Source organism: Streptomyces sp. NPDC103540 (assembly GCF_055584445.1).
The window spans coordinates 224,439-240,499 of the sequence record NZ_JBVJMA010000006.1; the positions used below are offsets into that span (position 1 = coordinate 224,439).

9 protein-coding genes, 1 tRNA gene and 1 pseudogene are annotated in these 16,061 nt (G+C 66.5%); 8 read left to right on the forward strand and 3 right to left on the reverse strand.

Annotation, left to right across the window (positions count from 1 at the left end; all coding sequences use genetic code 11):
- Positions 1-13 precede the first annotated feature (13 nt).
- Positions 14-87: transfer RNA gene (locus ACZ6ZI_RS16805), tRNA-Pro, on the forward strand.
- Between the two features lie 348 nt (positions 88-435).
- On the opposite strand, the pseudogene ACZ6ZI_RS16810 reads toward ACZ6ZI_RS16805, so the two are convergent.
- Together ACZ6ZI_RS16810 and ACZ6ZI_RS16815 are read right to left on the reverse strand one after the other, a co-directional pair.
- Positions 436-1,518, reverse strand: a pseudogene (locus ACZ6ZI_RS16810) (site-specific integrase); the annotation flags it as partial.
- A gap of 558 nt (positions 1,519-2,076) precedes the next feature.
- On the reverse strand, positions 2,077-2,271 hold the full coding sequence (locus tag ACZ6ZI_RS16815) for a hypothetical protein (RefSeq protein WP_469521077.1): 195 nt from the start codon (positions 2,269-2,271) through the stop codon (positions 2,077-2,079).
- 122 nt (positions 2,272-2,393) lie between these two features.
- On the opposite strand from ACZ6ZI_RS16815, the gene ACZ6ZI_RS16820 reads away from it, so the two are divergent.
- The 4 genes from ACZ6ZI_RS16820 to ACZ6ZI_RS16835 all read left to right on the forward strand — a co-directional run bounded on the left by ACZ6ZI_RS16820 (position 2,394) and on the right by ACZ6ZI_RS16835 (position 10,256).
- On the forward strand, positions 2,394-5,282 hold the full coding sequence (locus ACZ6ZI_RS16820) for a helix-turn-helix domain-containing protein (protein ID WP_469521079.1): 2,889 nt from the start codon (positions 2,394-2,396) through the stop codon (positions 5,280-5,282).
- Positions 5,283-5,534: 252 nt separating this feature from the next.
- Positions 5,535-6,356: an IS3 family transposase gene (locus tag ACZ6ZI_RS16825; RefSeq protein WP_469521082.1), complete on the forward strand. Its 822-nt coding sequence runs from the start codon at positions 5,535-5,537 to the stop codon at positions 6,354-6,356.
- An 84-nt stretch (positions 6,357-6,440) separates the two neighbouring features.
- Positions 6,441-8,357 (forward strand): ATP-dependent nuclease, encoded by a 1,917-nt coding sequence (locus ACZ6ZI_RS16830; protein ID WP_469521085.1) that lies wholly within the window; start codon positions 6,441-6,443, stop codon positions 8,355-8,357.
- A 3-nt stretch (positions 8,358-8,360) separates the two neighbouring features.
- Complete coding sequence (locus ACZ6ZI_RS16835) at positions 8,361-10,256, forward strand: UvrD-helicase domain-containing protein (RefSeq protein WP_469521087.1); 1,896 nt, start codon at positions 8,361-8,363, stop codon at positions 10,254-10,256.
- 254 nt (positions 10,257-10,510) lie between these two features.
- Here ACZ6ZI_RS16835 and ACZ6ZI_RS16840 read toward each other — a convergent pair whose 3' ends face one another.
- Entirely contained in the window at positions 10,511-10,900 is a 390-nt protein-coding gene (locus ACZ6ZI_RS16840) for a hypothetical protein (RefSeq protein ID WP_469521090.1), read from the reverse strand.
- Positions 10,901-11,126: 226 nt separating this feature from the next.
- Between ACZ6ZI_RS16840 and ACZ6ZI_RS16845 the strand changes: the two genes are divergently transcribed.
- The 3 genes from ACZ6ZI_RS16845 to ACZ6ZI_RS16855 all read left to right on the forward strand — a co-directional run bounded on the left by ACZ6ZI_RS16845 (position 11,127) and on the right by ACZ6ZI_RS16855 (position 16,045).
- Positions 11,127-12,380, forward strand: a complete 1,254-nt coding sequence (locus ACZ6ZI_RS16845) for an IS256 family transposase (protein WP_469521092.1) — start codon at positions 11,127-11,129, stop codon at positions 12,378-12,380.
- A 134-nt stretch (positions 12,381-12,514) separates the two neighbouring features.
- Positions 12,515-13,540, forward strand: coding sequence for a hypothetical protein (locus ACZ6ZI_RS16850; RefSeq protein WP_469521095.1), 1,026 nt, complete (start codon positions 12,515-12,517; stop codon positions 13,538-13,540).
- A 1,035-nt stretch (positions 13,541-14,575) separates the two neighbouring features.
- Positions 14,576-16,045, forward strand: coding sequence for an ATP-dependent nuclease (locus ACZ6ZI_RS16855; RefSeq protein ID WP_469521098.1), 1,470 nt, complete (start codon positions 14,576-14,578; stop codon positions 16,043-16,045).
- The last annotated feature ends 16 nt before the right edge of the window (positions 16,046-16,061 follow it).

Genomic DNA, 16,061 nt, shown 5'->3' on the forward strand with positions numbered 1-16,061 from the left:
GTGGCAGGCACATCGGGACGTGGCGCAGCTTGGTAGCGCACTTGACTGGGGGTCAAGGGGTCGCAGGTTCAAATCCTGTCGTCCCGACTGTGCTTCACGCACGTCGGAGGCCGTTCTCTCATCCGTGAGAGGACGGCCTTTCGTGCGTCCGGAGCCATGGTGGTCGCAGTGTGGTCGCACGTCCAGTCTGCGGCCGGGAGGCCGTGGCGCTGAAGGCCGGCGGCGCGGGGGAGCGGAGCCGGCGGACAATCTCACCGAGCCGGTGGATGTGGTCGCGTGGTGGTCGCAGCCGGCCGGGCGGCTCGTGTCGGCGTGGGCCTTCTCGGCTCCGGTGAGGGTGCGGTCGATGGTGTCGACGGCTTCGCGAGCGGCCTGCCGGGTGAGGTGGCTGTAGATGTTCGCGGTCGTGGACAGGGTGGAGTGCCGCAGTGTCTTGGAGACCACGGTGAGCGGCACACCGGCCGTGATGGTGATGGTGGCGGCGAGGTGGCGCAGGTCGTGGACGGTGATCCGCGGGACGCCGGCTTCTTCGGACAGCTGATGCAGCCGGTCCAGGACGTGGTGCGGGCCGAGCGGCTGGCCGTTGGGTCGGCAGAAGACCAGTCCGGTGAACGGATCGGCAGGGTTGTTCTGCGCACAGGGCGTTGTCATCGATCGGTGCCGGAGGGCGGTGGCGACGCGGGGTGAGATGGCGACCCAGGCGCGGCTGGAGCGGGTCTTCGGTGCGGTGATGACGAGGTGGTTGTTGTCGATGGCGGAGAGGGTGCAGCGTACGTAGAGGACGCCTTCCGTGAGGTGGACGTCTTTCCAGTGCAGGCCGAGGGCTTCGCCCTTGCGCATGCCGGTGCCGATGAGGAACTCGAACAGGTCGGCCATTTCCGGGTCGGCCTGGTGGCAGTAGGTGAGGAAGTGGACCGCCTCCTTCGCCGTCCAGATGCGTCGTTCCGGCGCCGCCGGGCGCCGCAGGACCGGGGGACTGGCGGGGTTGTGGGGGAGGCGGTGCTGGCGGACGGCGTCGCCCAGGGCGCTGGAGAGGGTCGCCAGGCAGCGGTAGAGGGTGGTCCGGCCGCGGCCGGCGGCGAGCTGGCACGTGACGTAGGCCGAGATTTGCCGGTGAGCGGGCTGGTCGAGCTTGAGATTCCCGAATGCGGGGACGAGGTCATTGCGGACGTAGTCGCGATAGCGGGCCATGGTCGTCGGCTTCAGCACCAGAGCCTTCGCTCCCAGCCACGCGTTCAGGTAGGCGGCGACGGTCTGGTTCGGGTCGGCGTTGTATCCGCCGGCCTCGCCCTCGAGGAAACGACTCAGGGCCTGCTCGGCGGCGTCCTGGCTGGTGAAGCCGCCCCGGCGCACTGTGGTGCGGTGGTGGTCCGGGGTGGGGACGTCGACGGCGAAGCTCCAGGTGCCGTGGTCGCTGTCGGTGGCCAGGTGGGGGCAATGGGTGCCGAGCTGGCGATGCTGGGTGTCTCTGCAGCCGCAGCGGCGGTAGATCCGGCCGCGGCCGACGCTGGTACGCATGGGGATCGCCTCCGGGAGGCGGAGGGAAGTGGACACTTCCACCCTGCGACCACAGGCGACCACCACGCCGTCCAAGGCCGTGTGACCAGCCAGTTTCCCTTGTCAGGGCGCAAGAATCCGCCCAGACGTCCAGCAGATTCTGCGTCTGTTGGTAGTGAAGCGGCCGCTCCGCGCTGACCAGCGAAAGCGTCGGTGTGCGCGGCTCCTAGCTGGTCCGGGCATGGTTCGGATGCGGTGCGTGTGGCGCCTGGGAGGGGCATGCAGTGGCTGCGGTGGGAGTGGTGCGGAGCGATCGGGAGTTGGTGTGGGTCAGAGGAGGTTGGGGCACCACGGATCCCAGACAATTGTCTTGGGTGTCGAGCGGGGTGAACCAGGTAACCATCGCGTGATGCTCTCGAACGAAGACAACGCCGAGCAGCGCAGAGCCCTAGCACGCGTCGAGCACACCCTCGCCCGCGCGATGCAGTACACATAGTGGCGATGACGGCGGGGGCGACGGCCGTACACATCACCGGGGTGCTGACCCGCGTCCAGGAGACCCGCGCCTGACTGGTGCCGTCACACCGCAGCCAGGGCAGACGTGACGGCCGCCGCCAGCGTCAACACGGCGGCGAAGGCGACGGCGGCCCGGGCCAGAGCGGTCGGGTAGGAGGCGCCGTCGAGTCGCGCGAGCTTGCCGGCGACGCCGGCAGCGAACAAGGCGAAGAGAACGACCAGTGCGGTGGTGATCAGGAGGATGCTGAGAGCGGACACTGCGACTCCATGCTGGTGGGATGGTCTTGACGTATCCGAGAGTCGGGGAAGTCGTGTTCGCCATGGTTCGGACGGTGGAAAATGAACACCGACGAACAGCTCGGGCGAGAGGGCATTGGTAGGTGAACGGTGGAACGCGAGATCGTGACTCGGCGCTAGCCGAGTTGCGCAGGCGGCTCGGCAACGGCTTTGCCGTTCTTGGTCTGACCAAAACTCAGCTCGCTGCCCGGGCGAGACTGGGCCGCACGACGGTTCAGGAAGCGTTCAACCCCAAGGCACCCATCCCCTCCCCCGGTACGATCGCCGCGCTTGCGCACGCGCTTGGGCTTCCCGAGACCGAGTTGCTGGACCTGCGGCGCATCGCCGTTGGGGAGACTCCGGCGTCGACGGAGGTGGTAGAGGCTCTGGGGAAGCCGATCGCGGAATGGGACCCGCATCACTTGGAGGTTCATCCTGCTGGGTCCGACGTGGGCCTGGGGCACCGATCTGTCTCCGTGCTCTCCGGATACGTCCGACGAGACCATGACCGGGTGCTGGCCGCCGCCGTCGCAGCGGTGGCAGCAGGCGAACGACGCATGGTGGTGCTGGTCGGGTCGTCCTCGACGGGCAAGACCCGGGCATGTTGGGAAGCTGTACAGCCGTTGGCGTCGAAGGGATGGGCACTGTGGCATCCCTTCAACCCGACGCGTGCCGAGGCGGCGCACGACGCGCTCGCCCGTGTAGGACCACGCACCGTCGTGTGGCTGAACGAAGCCCAGCACTACCTGGGCGACCCCAGCCACGGAGAACGGATCGCTGCCGCCCTCCACGCCATGCTCACCACCCCCGGACGCGGGCCCCTCCTCTTACTGGGCACCTTGTGGCCCGAATACGCACGCCGGTACATCGCTCCTCCCACCCCCACGGCCCCGGACCCACACAGCAGGGTGCGGGAACTCCTAACAGGCCGGATCGTGCACGTGCCCGAGACCTTCGACGTGAAGGCACTGCAGGAGGCAACCACGCGAGCGCAGACAGGTGATCAACTGCTCGCGGACGCCCTCGGACGGGCCCGCGGCAGCGGTCGGGTGGCACAGGACCTTGCGGGAGCCCCCCTCCTCCTTCACCGCTACCTGACCGCGAGCCCTCCTGCCAGAGCTGTACTGGAGGCAGCCATGGACGCACGGCGCCTCGGCGTGGGTTTGCACCTGCCCCAGGAATTTCTGACCGATGCGGCGGGCGATTACATCGGCGACGAGGACTACGGCAGCTTTCTCCAGCGGCCGGACTGGGCTCAAGACGCTCTGGCCGAACTTGCTGAGCCTGTCCACGGCAAGCAAGCTCCCCTGCGTCCTGCGCACACCCGCCCCAAGCGGACTCCCCCTGTCAGCGAGCCTGTGCTCGCTGAATTGGGAGGAACCGGAACCGTGTTCCGTCTTGCCGACTATCTGGAGCAGCATGGCCGTCAAACTCGGCGTCACCTCTGCCCGCCGGCTTCGTTCTGGAGTGCTGCCCTCGCACGACTCACACAGTTCGACGACCTCAACGGCCTTGCTACGGCGGCGAAGGCCCGACATCGCCTGCAGTGGGCCCATCACCTTCAGCGTCGCGTCGAGCAGTCCGAACTGGCCGGTGCTCCCCAAGAGGCCAAGGCGGTCGTCGACGAGGGCCACGGCCTCGACGAGGACACCGGCAGGCTCTGGTCACGGGCGGTGGCCGGGGACCCCGACGGCGCGGAAGCTGCCGCCCTGGACGGAGCTGCCGCCGGCAACCCCTCGGGCTTGTGGGTAATGGGCGTCTGGCGAGCGGAGGCCGGGGAAACGGCTGCTGCGGAAAATCTCTTCTCGCAGGCGGTCGAGGCCGGGTTCCTGGAGGCTTTGAGTGACCTTGCTGTAATCAAGGACGATTCCGGGGATCACCGTACGGCGGAGGCCTTCGCCCGTAGAGCGGCGGAAGCGGGTCACACAGAGGGCCTGCGGAGTCTTGCGGAGCGGCGTGAGAAGAGTGCGAACCACTCGGACGCGGAGGCACTGGCACGGGCACTCGCCGACTCCGGATCCACAGAAACCCTGCGTGCACTCGCGCTGAAACGTCAGAAGGCCGGAGAAGTATCCGCCGCCGAGGCGCTCTTCCGGTACAACGCCGACGCGGGTGACACTTGCAGCCTGCACCATCTGGCCCTGCTGCGTGACGACGCCGAAGACCGGAAAGAGGCGGAGACCCTCGCACGACAGGCATCCGACGCCGGCGACTCCGATGCCCTGCGCCACCTGGCGATCCGCCGGTGGAAAGCAGGAGACATCGATAGTTGCGAGTCGCTCCTCCGAGAGGCCGCAGGCGTCGGCGACGCCAAGGCCGCACGCGCCCTGATCCTCCTGCGGGAGCAGGCAGGAGAACCCGGCCGTGCAGAGGCCATCGCGCGTCAGGCGGTCGACGCGTGTCGCCCCCAGCTTCTACGCGATCTCGCAGTACTGCGAGCGAAGGCCGGGGACATGACCGCTGCCGAGCGTCTCTTTCGGGAGGCCGCCGAGGCGGGGCACCAATACGCCCTCCGAGAGCTGATCCGGTGGCGGGACGATACGGGTGACCACGCCGGAGCCGAAGCCCTCGCGCGCGAGACGGTCAACACGGATGTCAACAGCCGTCACCCGTTGCACGAGCTGGCACGGTGGCGGGACGGAAACGGCGACACCATCGGTGCCGAGGCGCTATACCGCGAAGCCGCCCGCTCCGGAAGCGACGACGCCTTGGTGGATCTTGCCGTGTCACGGGAGCGAGCCGGGGACCGAGGAGCCGCTGAAGCACTGTACCGAGAGGCAGCTGACATGGGTAACGTCGACGCGCTAAGGGCACTGGTACTGCGGCACGGAGAGAGGGGAGACGGGAAGAGAGTCGAGTCTCTCCTCCGTGAAGCCGCCGACGCGGGGAACGCCCGCTTCTTCCTCCTCGACTCCCGATGGCCATCGGGTCTGGACCCCGATGGCGAGCCAACCTCCTCGTGGAATCAGAGGGCTTCTTCTTCGCCACCCTGAAAACGAACTGGTCAGTCGGCGCACCTGGCACATCCACACCGCCGCCCGCACCGCGATCTTCGAATGCATCGAAGGTTCGTACAACACCCCACGCCTCCATAGCAGCCTCGGCTACCAATGACCAGCCCAGTACGAAACGACTGCCACCTGACCAACACAGCAAACCTGTCTGCCAAACAGTGGGCTTATCCGCTTTGACGGACATCCGAGATCAGGGGTTCAACCCCGGGAGGATGTCCATCATGGCGAGCATTGGGGAAGAAGAAGCCCCGCTCTCGCCTCTCGTTCACGCCGGATTTCAAGGCGGAGATTGTCGAGCCGTGCAGGCGCGGTGACCGCTCGGTCGGTCAGATCGCCAAAGACTTCGATCTGACCGAGACCGCGGTGCGGGACCGGGGGAAGCACGCTGAGGTCGATAAGGGTGAGCGAGGTTGCCTGACCAGCAACGACCATGAAGAACTGGCCGCGTTGCGGCGGGAGAACCGCAGGCTGCGGGAGGACGTGGAGGTCCTCAAGCGTGCGACGGCCTTTTTTCGCGACGGAATCGCGGTGACGGTGCACCCGTTCATCGAGGCGGAGAAACGTGCAGGTCACAGCGTCGAACGGGCGTGTGAACTACTAAAGGTCTCCAGAACCGCCTTCTATGCCCGCTGCACCGGCAAGCCCGGCCCCCGCTCGGTCCGTGACGCCGAGTTGACCAAGCGGATCACCCAGGTCCACCAGCATTCGCCGGGCACCTACGGTGCCCCGCGTGTCCACGGCATCCTTCGACGCGAGGGCGAGGAGTGCGGGCGACGCCGGGTCGCCCGGCTGACGTGGGAGGCGGGGCTTCAGGCCCGGCACCGACGCCGACGGCACCTGACCACGATCGCCGGTCCAGGGGAAGCCTCGCGGCTCGACCTCATCGTCCGGAACTTCCACCCCGACTCCACCGGCCTGGACGCACGCGGGTGCGGCGAAATTACCTACATCCCGACCGGGGAGGGCTGGCTCCATCTGGCCACCATGATCGACATCTCCTCTCGCCAGGTCATTGGCTGGGCAACCGCCGATCAGATGTCTGAAAGTCGCTGATGGATCTGTGGCCCGAGTCGTAGGCTTTTCGGAGTAGCCGCGTACAGCTGGGGAGTTTGGCGCGGGGGGATACGCCTGCGCCGCATGTGGCGTCGGCTCAGTCGCGGGGGTCCGGTGTATCTGGCCACACTCAGGGCCGAGAACTTTCGAGTTTTCGGTGCCCGGCGATCGGCGTTGGACGCTGGTGGCTCGCTTAGCCTTGAGCTGCAGCCCGGAGTGTCCGTTCTGCTCGGGGAGAACGATGCGGGGAAGACCGCCGTCGTGGACGCCATCCGACTGTGCCTCCTGACGACAGCGGCGGACTTCTACCGTGTTACCAAGGACGACTTCCACGTCGGCCCGGACGGGCGAGCGGACACCTTCACCATCGCGTGCTGCTTCAGGGACTTGTCCACGGAGGAGCAAAGCATCTTCCTGGAGCTGCTGACTACGGACCAGAACGGGACGACGTCTCTGCACATCAGTTTCAAAGCCCAGCTGATGGAGTCACTGCCGCCGCATCGGGTGTCCGTCACGACACGTACCGGCCCGGACGGTGACGGTCCGGCCGTGGACGGCGCGGCTCGGGAGCATCTGAAGGCTACCTACCTCCGTCCGCTGAGAGATGCCGAGGGTGAGCTGAGAGCGGGCCGAGGTTCCCGCCTTTCGCAGATCCTTGCCGGCTATCCCACGATGAAGGACGAGGGTGCGGACGACTTCGACGTCGACAATGACACGGCCAAGACCCTGGTCGGCATCCTGCGCCGCGCTGAGCACCACATCCGCTCCAACGCCACTGTCACCGCTGCGCTCGACGACATCAACAGCGGCTACTTGGAGAGGTTCTCCATCGGCACAGAGCAGCTCCGTGGAGAAATCGGCGTCGCCGGAGACGCAACGCTCTCCCGGGCACTGGAACGCCTGGAACTTCGACTCTCGGCCGGTGCACCGGAATGGACGCGGCGTGGGCTCGGCTACAACAATGCGCTCTTCATGGCCGCCGAACTCCTGCTGCTCGGCAACAGCGACGTTGCACCCCTCCTGCTCATAGAGGAACCTGAAGCCCACCTCCATCCCCAACTGCAGACACGGGTCATGGACCTTCTACTCGGACGTGCCGCCGGTGGGGACGGAAACGCCGCCACCCGAGTTCAGGTCGTCATCACCACGCACAGCCCGCACCTTGCTTCGGCTGTTCCTGTCGAATGGATCACCCTTGTTGCCGGGGGCCGCGCCTACGGGCTCGCGCCGGGTGATACCCGGCTCGAGCCGGGCGACTACGCCTTCCTGTCCAAGTTCCTCGACGCGACCAAGGCCAACCTGTTCTTTGCCCGGGCTGTCGCTCTCGTCGAGGGTGACGCGGAGGCTCTGCTGCTGCCGGCCCTCGCGGACGCCGCAGGCTGGTCGTTCAGCGAGAACGGCGTCAGCATCGTCAACGTGGGGCACACCGGTCTGTTCCGCTATAGCCGTATCTTCCAGCGGGACGGTGACCAGATTCCGGTGTCCGTCGCCTGTATCCGTGACCGCGACCTCCTCCCACCCGCGACCCCTGCGGACATGCGCGGCCAACTCCCCTGCGTCACCGACATGACGCCCGAGCAAGTAGAGGAACACGTAGCAGGATTGAAAGACGGGGACGCAGGACCGGTGAAGACCTTCGTGTCCGACCACTGGACGTTCGAGTACGACCTCGCAGCAGCGTCATGGCCCCTTGCGACCGTCATGCATCAGGCCGTCCGTTCCGCGTGGGCCTCCACGAAGAAGTGGCCCTCTACCGCCGAACTAGCCGACATCCAGACGCGTGCGGCCGAGGAGGTCCGGACGTGGCAGCAAGGAGGGATGTCCCCGGGCGAAGCCGCCATGCGGATATATCAGCCGCTGCGCAGGAAGCCCGGGAAGCAGGCGAGCAAGGCCGTGACCGCGCAGTACGCCGCACAACTGCTGAAGCCGCGATCGATCGACCCGAACAAGCTCCCCACGTACCTACGCGAAGCCTTCACTCACCTCTGCGGTGGCGCCTGATCCATGGAGCTACCGCTGACGCCGGACGCGCTGTCCAAGGGGAAGGTCGATGCCGCTGCCGCTGGAATGGGGCTCACTCTTCCGCATCAGGAGCAATGGGACTTCCTGCAGAGCCTGTACACCTTGGACCTGCAGGCGGCCCCCGGTTCTGGGAAGACCAGCCTGATCGGACTCAAGCTTGCCCTGCTCGCACGGGGTTGGAGATCGGCCACCCGCGGCGTGTGCGTCTTGTCCCACACCAACACGGCGAAGGACGAGGTCAGGAACCGAATCGCCGTCAACTCAGCGGGCCGCGGACTGCTGCGCTACCCGCACTTCATCGGGACGATCCAGTCCTTCACGCACACTTTCCTCGCCGCTCCCGCGATCCGCGGTCAGGGCGGACGGGTTCTCGTGGTGGACGACGACGCGTACGCTGCGGCCGCCCAGCGCATCCTGCACAGCAGCTGGGACTACGCGAAGCTGCGAACGACGCTTCAACACCAGAGCGACGGGCAACGGCTGCTCTCTGACGCGTGTTACGTCTGCGACGGCGCGGAGCTCAAGGTGGCATCCTTCCGCTCTCTCCCCTTCGGCGCGGACTCGGATAGCGGAAAGCAGTTCACGGCCCTCAAACATCGGATCGCCTGGTCCGGCATCTTCCGGTTCTCGGACATGTACGCCATCGCCGAGCGCCATCTCGCCCGGGCACCCGACCTCGCGCAAGCCGTAGCGGGGCGGTTTCCGTTCGTGCTCCTGGACGAGATGCAGGACACGGACGCCGTGCAGCAGCGCCTACTCGACAAGGTATTCGGGGCCGGTGGCACCGTCGTACAACGTGTTGGAGACGTCAACCAGCGGATCTTCTCCGGCAACCGGACTGAAGGGGTGAGTGCATCGTCGTTCCCCATGCCGATGGCTGGGGAGCTACCTGTGAGCCGGCGGTTCGGTGCGAGGATCGCGAGCCTCGCCGGTCAGCTTACTGTCCACCGCCGCCAGGAGATCGTTGGAGCCGGTCCCGAAGGCACGGTCGCCCTGCTCCTGTTCGACGAGGGCTCGGTCCACGAGGTCGTTCCCTCCTTCGAACGCCTGGCGGCATCGACTGTCCCCGAGGAACTGCTGGCCGCCAGTCCCCCGAGAGTCCTCGGCGCCCGGAAGCAGCGAGGAGCCGCACAGCAGTATCCACAGAGCCTGGCCTGTTACGTCCCGGGATTGGGCGCCGACGAGGAGGAGACGACCGCGATGCGGGGGCTGCTCCTCCCGATCGTGCGACTAGCACGGGCCCGATGGGCGGCCGGGGATGGCCACGCGGCAGCGGTCGACCTGTGGAACGGGATCCGTGCATCGACCTGTCCCACCCACTCGCGTGCGGCGTCGCCGCTGCCTGCGCTCAGCAGGCTGGACCGGTCACCCGCTACCGCGGGCGGGCGTACCAGAGCCGTCCTCCTAGACCTGCTCACAGGATCGGTGGAGGAACCAAAGGCGTGGGCTGAGCTCACCTCCCGCCTGGCCGCCGGCCTTCGGGACCTGGCGGATGGGGCCGTACTGAACCTGTCCAGCCTGGACAGTTCCCTGGAGGATGCCGGCCTGCAGGTCGGGCTGCCTGCCCGACACGGCACGGCCGTTGCCGGGACGATCCAGAGCGCCAAGGGCGAAACCCATGCCGCGACCTTGCTCCTCGACTGCCTCGGACGCACAGGTAAGAAGTACGACGTAGGGCAGGCGATCGCCTTCCTTGCCGGACACGGCGACCTTCTGCGAGCGTCCGCAACGGTGAAGCAGGCCATGCAACTGATCTTCGTGGGCGCCACCCGACCCAGCCATCTCCTTGCCTTTGCCATCCAGCGGGATCATGCCGCACCCCATCTGGCCACCCTGGAAGACCGCGGCTGGCTGATCCGCGACGTAGCGGAAGCGTAGCGGGGGCGGCAGCCGTATGGCTGACTCCTGGCGGGCGGCGCTGATTTCGCCCAAGTCGAGTCAGTTACCGTGCTGCGTCAGGCGCGGCCTGGGCTGGGGAGAGGTGGGCCAAGGCGCTGCGGGCGCTCGGATACCCAGACTCAGCTGCTCGGTGGTACCACTCGACGGCTTCGCTATTGTGTCCGGTCTCTTCCAACGCCTCAGCCACGAGTGGTTCGGCACCCCAGGCACCCGTTGTTTGCCAGGGGAGTGAGCTAATCCGCAGCCTCTTCGGCCTGGCCGTCCTGCTGCATGAGGTCGGCTGCTCGTCCCAGTGCACCTGGACGCCCCTTATCGGCGAGATCGCGCAGCCACTGGGTGATGTCGACGTCATGCTCGGCTTGCTTGAGCAGGGCGATGGCGGTGTCGAGCACGTCGAGGTCGGTCTGCTCGGCGAGTTGCTTGATCCACGCAGCGGCTGTATCGGTCTGGCCTTGGCTGAGCATGAGTTCGACGGCGGCATGGACTGAGAAGAGGTGGCCCTGCACGGCTGCCTCTTTGTACTCGTCGACAGCCTCCTCGGTGCGGCCCAGTTTCTGGAGGAGACCAGCAGCTCTTCTCCGGGCAGCGGCGAAGGCGGCGCCGCCCGCCGCCCGCTGGTACATAACCAGGGCCTCAGCATGCCGACCTGACCTGTGCAGGTCTTCTGCGGCTTCCCACGCCGCTGCATGGTCCCCTGCCTCCGCTGCCTTCCAAACAATGTGGAGCAATGCTCAGGACTTGTGGATCAGCTCCTTTGGAGGACGCGCGAAGGGCTTACCTTCCCGAGTGAGTGATCGTCAAGTCACCGAGTAGGCCCGCGCTACGAACGCGGGTCGGGAAGGCGCACCTGTGCTCAGAGTGGTCAACGAAGAAGGCACCACCGAGGCTGGTTCCCTGATCGACGAGATCGTCCGCGAGGGTGCTCGGCGGATGCTGGCCGCCGCCCTGGAGGCGGAGGTGGACCAGTACATAGCCGAGCTCGCCGGGCAGCGTGACGAGGCAGGTCGACGACTGGTGGTCCGCAACGGCCGGCACCGGCAGCGGACCGTGACCACGGCTGCTGGGCCGGTCGAGGTGGCCGCCCCACGGGTGAACGACAAGCGGGTCGACGAGACGACGGGTGAACGGCAGCGGTTCTCCTCGAAGATCCTGGCACCGTGGTGCAGGAAGTCCCCGAAGATCAGCGAGGTGCTGCCGCTGCTCTATCTCCACGGCCTGTCGTCGGGCGACTTCGTGCCGGCGATGGAACAGTTCCTGGGCTCCTCGGCCGGGCTGTCGCCGGCCACGGTGACCCGGCTGACGCAGCAGTGGACCGCCGACCACGCCGAGTTCCAGCGCCGTGACCTGGCCGGATCCGACTACGTCTACGTCTGGGCCGACGGGGTTCATCCCAAGATCCGCTTGTCCCAGACACACTCCTGCCTCCTGGTCCTGATGGGCGTCCGCGTCGACGGCACCAAGGAACTTATCGCGATCACTGAGGGTCTGCGCGAGTCCACCGAGTCCTGGGAGGACCTGCTGCGCGACTGTCGGCGGCGCGGGATGCGCGACCCGATGCTCGTGGTCGGCGACGGTGCGATGGGCCTGTGGAGGGCGCTGGCGGAGGTGTTTCCGCAGGCCAGCCATCAGAGGTGTTGGGTTCACAAAACAAGGAACGTCTCGAACGCGCTGCCGAAGTCCGCGCAGCCCGGCGCGAAGAGGGCTCTGCAGGAGATCTACAACGCCGAGGACCGTGCGCACGCCGAGAAGGCGGTCTCCGCGTTCGAGAAGACCTACGGAGCGAAGTTCCCCAAGGCCGTCAAGAAGATCACCGGCGAGGTCGACGAGCTGCTGGCGTTCTACGACTTCCCCGCCGAGCACTGGGTCCACCTCAGGACAACGAATCCGATCGAATCGACCTTCTCCACCGTGAAGCTTCGGACCAAGGTCACCCGCGGCGCCGGCAGCCCGGCCGCGGCCCTTGCGATGGTCTTCAAACTCGTTGAGTCCGCCCAGGCCCGCTGGCGAGCAGTCACCGCACCGCACCTCGTCGCCCTCGTTCGAGCCGGCGCCCGCTTCGAGAACGGCCTCCTCGTCGAACGAGACGAGACCCTCGCAGCGTGATCCACCTCAACTGAGGGCCACCGACGAAATGTGCTGACCTGCGGTGATGGCTTCGGTCACGTATGTGGGATCCCGAGCTCGTCGTGGGGCGGCCACGAGGGCCGTTGTCAGAGGCGGTTGGCAAGATTGCAGCCATGAATGTCACTCCTGTCACTCCGCCACGGCCGATCGACGTTGTCGCGGTCTTTCCCCAACTGGCTCCGCTGGCCCGCACGGCGACCCGCCTGCACCCCCGCCCTGGGGCGCCGACATGGCACGACAGCTCGATCGGCGGGCCGCTGCTGTGGCCCGCTGAGGAGCCGTGGCCGCACTGCGAGGAACCGCATGTGGTGGACGGCATCAACCCAGCCCGGTCCCCAGCGGATCTGCGGCTGGAACGACGGATCCTCACCGCCTCCCACGGCCGGGAAATGACTCCGGAGGAGCGGGAGACTCTGGCGCGGATCCGGCCCCCTCAGACGTATCCGGTGAGGGTGGCGGTTCAGCCGTACGAGGGCCCCATAGCGATGCTGCCCGTCGCGCAGCTGTACGTACGGGATGTGCCCGATCTGAGCCCGCCGGAGGGCAAGGACCTTCTGCAGGTTCTGTGGTGCCCTTTCGATCATCCGATCATGCCTAGGACCCTGCTCTTCTGGCGTTCGTCAGCCGCCGTCACCGACGTCCTCGACACGCCCCCCGAGCCGCCCGCAGTGCAGTTCGACGGCTATCTACCGGATCCGTGCGTACTCGAACCGGAGCAGATCACCGAGTACCCCGACCATCTGGAGCTGAGCGAAGAACTGCAGAAGCAGATCGAGCAGTGGAGTGTGCCGCAGGCCGCAGAGGAAGACCTGACCCCGGATACGTACTACGACCTTGTGCTGTCCAACGCGCCCGGCTGGAAGGTGGGCGGCTGGGCTGGCTGGAGCTCTACCGACCCCAGCCCGCAGCACTGCTCCGAGTGCGGCACCGGCATGGAGATTCTGATGACCGTCGCCACCTTCGAGGAAGGGGACGACGACGCGAACAGCTGGTCACCGCACCCCCACCCAGGCGCTGGACCGTACCCCGGCCACCGCGGCTACAACGCGACCGGCGTCCAGATAGGCAGCGGCTACCGGCAGCACCTGTTCGTCTGCCCAGCCGAGCCCGAGCATCCGCACATCGAGTTGATGACGTAGCCCGTCCGCAGTGTGCAGCCGGGGCATCACGGTGCGGGCATGCCGTGACGCCGGGTGGCCACGAGGCGCAGGGTCCCGAACAACCGACGGCGTTCGTTGACCTGCAGGAACGTGACCTTTGACGTGTGGAGTTCCCACGCAGGTGGGCCAGCACGCCCTCTCAGGAAGGTCGGTAGGGCACGAACGTAGGCACATCCTGACGGTGCCCGACCGGCCCCTGCCTGCGTTTCGTCACTCGGTAAGGCCCACTTCTTCGGTGCCTCACTGATCCACAGATCTTGACAATTACTCAACAATGTGCAGATGGTCTGCGTTCTGATGGGGGCCTTGACCCCGGATTTTGAACACGCCTATGCGGCTTGTGTCCGGGTAGTTGATGTTGGTTGGAGGGCGTTTTCGAAGGCGATCGGGGATCGCTGGCCAGCCGAGCCGGGAATCCCGGCGCCGGGTGTTGTGGCGGGTTAGCGAGCGGAAGCCGTTGAGTAGCGCCTCGGACTCGCCCGTCCAGCCTTTTCGGCCCTTGAGCGTCTCTCATTTGAAGTTTTCGTTGCAGCTCTCCGCCGCGGCGTTGTCTGCGCTGGACGCGACCCGCGCTCATGCTCTGCTGCACCCCTGCCAGCCCGCAGGCTTCGGCGAAGCACCGGCTCGTGTACTGGGCCCGTGATCGGTCTGTATCACGGCCCCGGCGAGACTGCCGCGGGTGCGGATCGCGGCGTCAGGGTGCGGGTCACCAGATCGGCGAGCTGTTGGTCCACGCCCGTGTCCAGGCCCGTTCCGCTGCGCGCCGGTCCGAGGTCCTGGATCTGCTGAACCTGCTGTTGTTGGGGTCCTACGGCGTGGTCGAGGCGATCGGCAATGCTGACCGAGGCTAGACGGGCCCCGGATCGCTTGTCGGTGCACTTACAACTGGGCGGAACGACGACCTCCTCCTGGATGCCGTCCCGCAGGCAGCTTGATCCACCTGTCGTCCGGAGGCAGGCCCTGCGAACTGGGCTTTTCGGTAACATTCTTGGCAGGGCCAGGGATGATGTGTAGATGAGTCATGATGACAGGGTCCGGAAGCTGGGTACGAAGTTCGAGAAGGCGCGATACCCGACGTTCGGCCCGATGCTGTTGGGGATGAGAGTCCAGGGCTTTCGCGGAGTGGCGGACCTGACCCTGGAGTTCAAGTCACCCGTCACGGCCATCTCGGGTCTGAACGGCACCGGGAAGAGTACGGTCGTGCAGCTCGCGGCAGCTGCGTTCCGCCAGCCGACTGACCACCCCTGGCACCGCTACTACGTGGCCTACTTTTTCCCCGTATCTGTGGCTGATCCCGAACCCTTCACCACTGGCGCCCAGGTGCAGTACCTCTACGCTGCGGACAGCGGATTGGGTGTTCAACAAGTCACAGTGACGCGGGCCGCGAAGGAGTGGTCCGGCTACAAGCGGCAGCCTGAGCGGGCCACCTATTACCGCGGCTTCACGCAGTTCATTCCGAAGGTTGAGAAGCGTGATCTGTCCATCTACGGCGGGTCCAGTTTGGAGCTGGGAGAGGCGAATCCGCTCGACGCGACGGCTGCCAACCACGTCGGGTGGATCTTGGCGGTTCCCTACGAACACCTGGGTTTCACCGAAGTGCTGACCACGCGGAAGACGGCAACGCTCGCGATGGCGGGTCGCAGCGGCCGACGCTACTCCGAGAACCACATGGGCACCGGGGAGGGGCGAGTGCTCTACATGGTGAACACCATGGAGACGGCGCCGCCCAAGAGCCTCATTATCCTGGAAGAGCCCGAGACCTCCTTGCACGGCGACGCTCAGGTCCGCCTCGCCAAATATCTTGTCGAGGTGGCCCTGCGGCGTGGGCACCAGATCATCATCACCACGCACAGCTCTGCGATCCTCGGACAGCTAGGCCGCGACTCGGTCGTCTACCTGCGACGCACGCCAACGGGAGACGTGACGGCCACGCACGGGCTCAGTACCTACCAGATCGACTCGCACCTCCAGCGGGAAGGCCGTATCCCTGGTGGTATGACCGTTTGCGTAGAGGATGAGTTCGCGCGCCATCTCGCCACTGAGATCTTCCGCACGGTCGACCCCGACCTTCTCACTGGCTGCTCGTTCCTCACCATCGGAGGCGGTCAGGAGATTCCAAAGGCGGTGAAGTTGCTGCGCGAGGCGAAGGTGCGCGCCGTCGGGCTCAGCGACGGAGACATGCCGCATGACGGGACCGGCGGCGTCCGGACTCTGCCCGGTACCGAACCACCGGAGAAAGAGGTCTTCGCGCACCCCGCAGTCAAGAGCCACTTCGCCGACGTGCCGTACTCGATCGACCTGGACGAGGTGCTTGCCGGCGTAGCTGATCACCACGACTACGCCCAGACAGTGGCTGCGCGTCTCATGCTGGACGAAGTCGCAGTAATAAGCGTTGCGTGCCGGACATACGCGGCTGCTCACCAGGCGGGTGACTTCGAAGCAGTCGTCGGCTTCGTCCGCAAGGAGGTGGGTGATAGGCGGTAGCTTGCGCCGCTCTGAG

Bases quoted from the DNA above. Each gene is read 5' to 3' on its own strand.
- ACZ6ZI_RS16830 (WP_469521085.1), top strand. From the start codon at position 6,441: ATGTGGCGTCGGCTCAGTCGCGGGGGTCCGGTGTATCTGGCCACACTC.
- ACZ6ZI_RS16835 (WP_469521087.1), top strand. From the start codon at position 8,361: ATGGAGCTACCGCTGACGCCGGACGCGCTGTCCAAGGGGAAGGTCGAT.
- ACZ6ZI_RS16840 (WP_469521090.1), bottom strand. From the start codon at position 10,900: ATGTACCAGCGGGCGGCGGGCGGCGCCGCCTTCGCCGCTGCCCGGAGA.
- ACZ6ZI_RS16850 (WP_469521095.1), top strand. From the start codon at position 12,515: ATGAATGTCACTCCTGTCACTCCGCCACGGCCGATCGACGTTGTCGCG.
- ACZ6ZI_RS16855 (WP_469521098.1), top strand. From the start codon at position 14,576: ATGAGTCATGATGACAGGGTCCGGAAGCTGGGTACGAAGTTCGAGAAG.